The sequence below is a fragment of the Bartonella sp. AP72JLCBS genome, assembly GCF_042195705.1.
Classification (GTDB): domain Bacteria; phylum Pseudomonadota; class Alphaproteobacteria; order Rhizobiales; family Rhizobiaceae; genus Bartonella.
Genome location: NZ_JBHIOU010000038.1, coordinates 1 through 4,005, shown reverse-complemented (window position 1 = coordinate 4,005; position 4,005 = coordinate 1). Strand labels below are relative to the sequence as shown.

At 44.8% G+C, this 4,005-nt stretch carries 5 protein-coding genes; all 5 read left to right on the top strand.

The window, feature by feature from the left end; all coding sequences use genetic code 11:
- A partial coding sequence (locus ACFILO_RS09035) for a transglycosylase SLT domain-containing protein (protein ID WP_375678177.1) occupies positions 1-598 on the top strand: 598 nt, incomplete at its 5' end.
- A gap of 12 nt (positions 599-610) precedes the next feature.
- Positions 611-1,615 carry a phage tail protein gene (locus tag ACFILO_RS09030; RefSeq protein ID WP_375678176.1) on the top strand — a complete coding sequence of 335 codons (1,005 nt, stop codon included), beginning with the start codon at positions 611-613 and terminating at the stop codon, positions 1,613-1,615.
- An 8-nt stretch (positions 1,616-1,623) separates the two neighbouring features.
- Positions 1,624-2,637 (top strand): phage tail protein, encoded by a 1,014-nt coding sequence (locus ACFILO_RS09025; RefSeq protein WP_375678175.1) that lies wholly within the window; start codon positions 1,624-1,626, stop codon positions 2,635-2,637.
- 7 nt (positions 2,638-2,644) lie between these two features.
- A complete protein-coding gene (locus tag ACFILO_RS09020) occupies positions 2,645-3,778 on the top strand; it encodes a phage tail protein (protein ID WP_375678174.1) in 1,134 nt (377 codons plus the stop codon).
- A 9-nt stretch (positions 3,779-3,787) separates the two neighbouring features.
- Positions 3,788-4,005 (top strand): hypothetical protein (locus ACFILO_RS09015; RefSeq protein ID WP_375678173.1); only part of this gene is annotated, 218 nt, incomplete at its 3' end.

Genomic DNA, 4,005 nt, shown 5'->3' with positions numbered 1-4,005 from the left:
GCGTTATGGTTTGCCAGAGAGTTATTTGTACCGTGTTGCGCAAGTGGAAAGTGGAGGCAATCCGAATGCAAGGAATCCCCGTTCTTCTGCGGGTGGGTTGTATCAATTTATAGACAGCACCGCCAAACAATATGGTTTGCAGGATCGTTTTGATCCCATGCAAGCGGCAGATGCCATGGGGCGGTTGACGCTTGATAATCGCAATCATTTAAGCCGCCTTTTGGGAAGAGCGCCTACTGATGCAGAATTGTATTTAGCACATCAACAAGGGGCAGGAGGAGCCGCGCGGCTTCTTCAAAATCCCCATGCCAATGCGGCGCAAATTGTTGGGAGCAATGCGGTTGGCTTGAATGGTGGAAACAACGCTATGCGTGCAAGTGATTTTGTCAACCGTGTATTACAGATGTATGGGGGGCAGCCTCATAGAGCAAGTCCTACAGCGCATGGTGGCATTAGAAATAGAGACAACTTGTTAGAGGTTTTAAGGGCATTATTAGCATCACAAGAAGAGGCTTCGGAAGAAGAAGAGAGTGATGATGATAATCCTTTGATGACGCAATTCATGCGGGCGTTTTACGGACCATTTTACAGAAGCTAGGATTCACGAGAAATGTCAACGATTTATGATTGGTCGCTTAGAGCGTCGGATAATACGCGCGTGGATAATTTGATTGATTGGTCCGAAGGACAGCATCCTAGCAGTGTGAACACAAGCGCCCGTGTGATGATGCAGCGCGTAAAGGAATACTTGTCAGACACGGGTGGAGAGCTTGAAGGCATTGTTACAAATGATCCTGTCCAACAAACGAGTGTGATAAGACTTGCAAGCACTTCACAGTTTTTAGAGTATAAGAATGGTATCGTTTTGCGCTTTATGGCGACGGGTAAGAATGTTGGAGCGACCACGATTGTCTTAAATGCTTTAGATGGCAAGCCGGTTTATAAAGCAACGGAAACGGGTTTATCGCTTTTATCAGGGGGGGAAATCCAACAAGGGTGCATTTATACATTGTTTTATAATGGAGATCATTGGCATCTTGTTAATCCTACCCCACTCCCTTTAGAAGAAGAAGAAAGCAGTCTTTATCCCACGGGTTTTATAGGAACGTTTGGCATGCGCGGGATTCCAAAGGATTGGTTAATTTGCGATGGGAAGGCTTATTTGCGTCGTGATTATCGTGATTTATTTGAGACGATAGGAACGGTTTGGGGAGAGGGTGATGGCGCCACGACATTTAATGTTCCCGATTTTCGAGGGATGTTTTTACGGGGGCTTGATGGAGGGCGCAATATTGATGAGGGGCGTTCTTTTGCAAGTGTGCAAACAGATTTAATTGAGTCGCATCAACATCAAGGACAGAGCCTTTCGATGTCTCATTTTACCAGCAACGAAAATTTTTGGGATGGGAATACGACGGATGTGTTGGGCTATCGTCTAGGCTTGTTTGGGGGGAGCTCTCTAGCGAATTTTATGGGCATAGAGCGTGAGAATTTAGGGGGCTACATTGTAAGTTCTCATACTCTTGATGAGAACCAAGAGGTTGTTTTGGAGAGCACTGGTGAAGGCGAGACGCGTCCAGTTAATGTGAGTGTTCTGTTTGCGATTAAGACATGAGGTGTAAGATGTCGACGATCTATGATTGGTCTTTAAATGCCTCCTTGAATGCCTATTGTGATGATTTGATTGATTGGTCAAAAGGACAACGTCCTAGTAGTCTGAATAATAGTGCTCGTGTGATGATGCAACGTGTGCGTGAGTATTTATCGGATACGAGTGGTGTGATTGAAAGCACTTTTACGGTTGATGCTGAACACCAGACGACGTTGATAAGACTTCAAAGCCAATCGGCATTTTTAGAGTATAAGAATGGGATATCAATTTGTTTTAAAGCGAAGGGCAAGAATGTTGGGGAAACCGCAATTGCCTTGAATGATTTGGCGGCTAAACCTGTTTACAAGGCGACGGAATTAGGTCTCCGTGTTTTATCGGGAGGCGAGCTTCAAAGGGGGTGCATTTATAGCTTGGTTTATAGGGATCATGCTTGGCAAGTTTTAAATCCTACGCCTCTCTCTTTATCGCAAGAGCCGGTTATCCCTGTTTATCCACTAGGGACGATAGGGATTTTTGGGATGCAAGTTTTGCCAGATGGCTGGTTACCATGTGATGGGAAGGCTTATTTGCGTAGTGATTATCCTGCTCTTTATGAAGCGATAGGGATCAGGTGGGGAGGCGCTGATAGTTGGACGAAGTTTAATGTTCCCGATTTGCGTGGTGTTTTTTTACGAGGTGTTGATGATGACCGCGAGATAGACCGCTTTCGTTATCTTGGCACTTTACAAAATGACGCAATGAGAAAGCATGACCATGGGGGTCAATCCTTTACGATTTTGAATGATGAAAATCAGGAAGAGAGTTGGCATGGTGATATGACGATCATCTGGGGATATGTGTTGAATGACCAGCAAAGATTGAAGCTTGCTGAACGTTTGGGCGTGAGAGCAGAGGATATACGCGTGCACCATAAGCTCGCCTTTCCCCATTCCCACCTTCACATGCGTGATGTTGCATTGGCAAGTTCAGGTATAAGTGAGACGCGCCCGATTAATATGAGTGTTGTGTTTGGAATCAAGACGTGAGGTTTAGATGTCCACGATTTATGATTGGTCTTTAACGGCATCTGAGAATGGTGGTGCTGATGCTTTAATTAATTGGTCAGAGGGACAGCACCCTAACACGGTTAATAATAGCGCTCGTTTTATGATGCAACGGGTAAGTGAGTATTTATCGGATACGGGGGGCGTGCTTGAAGGGATTGTGACGGTTGATAATAACCAAAAGACGAGCGTGATAAGGCTTCAAAGCCAATCGGCATTTTTAGAGTATAAGAATGGCATATCGGTTTGTTTTAAAGCGAAGGGCAAGAATGTTGGGGCGACAACAATTGCTTTAAATAATTTAGCCGATAAGCCCGTTTATAAGGCAACAGAAACCGGTTTATTAGCCTTATCGGGAGGAGAGATACAAGATGGCTGTCTTTATACGCTTGTGTATGATGAAGAGCTTACGGGTTGGCAAGTTCTCAACCCGACAAGGGGCAAAGTTTCTTCCTTAAAACGTTTACCTTCCGGTCTGATAGGACCGTTTGCAATGGAGCGCTTGCCGGATGGTTGGTTGCCATGTGATGGAAGTGCTTATTCACGGTATGTTTATTGGGATTTATTTTGTGTCATAGGAACGACGTGGGGAGAAGGAGATGGCGCCACGACGTTTAATGTTCCCGATTTTCGGGGGCTATTTTTACGGGGACTTGATAATGAACGCAATTTAGACCCTTGGCGTTCTTTTGCAAGTATACAACCCTGTTCTTTAAAAGCGCATGAGCATTTTATAGGTCCAGCGTCATCAGAAGGTCTTTCTTCTCGAAAGAAACGGAATGTTTCTTCTACTGAAGCGCCCGTGACAAGGCACAAGAGATCTGTAGACGAAGAGTGTGTAGGTTTGAGTGGGGATGCTTTGGACAAGTGTAATCAAGAATTTGACCAAATAGCAGGAAGTCCACAGGTAGAGACTCCCTTTTGGTTTACAGAAAAAGACAAGCCGCCGCGTTTACCTTGGTTTATCAGGAGCCCCTTTGCTAATTTTTTATATTATTCAACGCCTATAACGGCAGGTCTGAATGACAGAGAGCATCATGAACATCATCTCATGGCAGAGAGGGTTGGTGGTGTTGAAACGCGCCCCGTTAATGTGAGTGTAATTTATGGGATCAAGACATGAGGAGTTGAAATGTCATTAAAACCGTTTGCGATATCAGAGATTAGCGACCCGTCTCAAGTACGGGTCGTTTTGTATTCTGGGGGAGGTTTTGTGCATGCGCCGCTTACTGGCGTTTTTGATTTACTGAAAGCCGCTTTGAAAACAGAGCTTGATGGTTCACTGAAAGATTTAGAGAAGCGCTTAGAGACCTTAAGAGAAGAGTTTGAAGATTTGAAAGAGTGTTCATT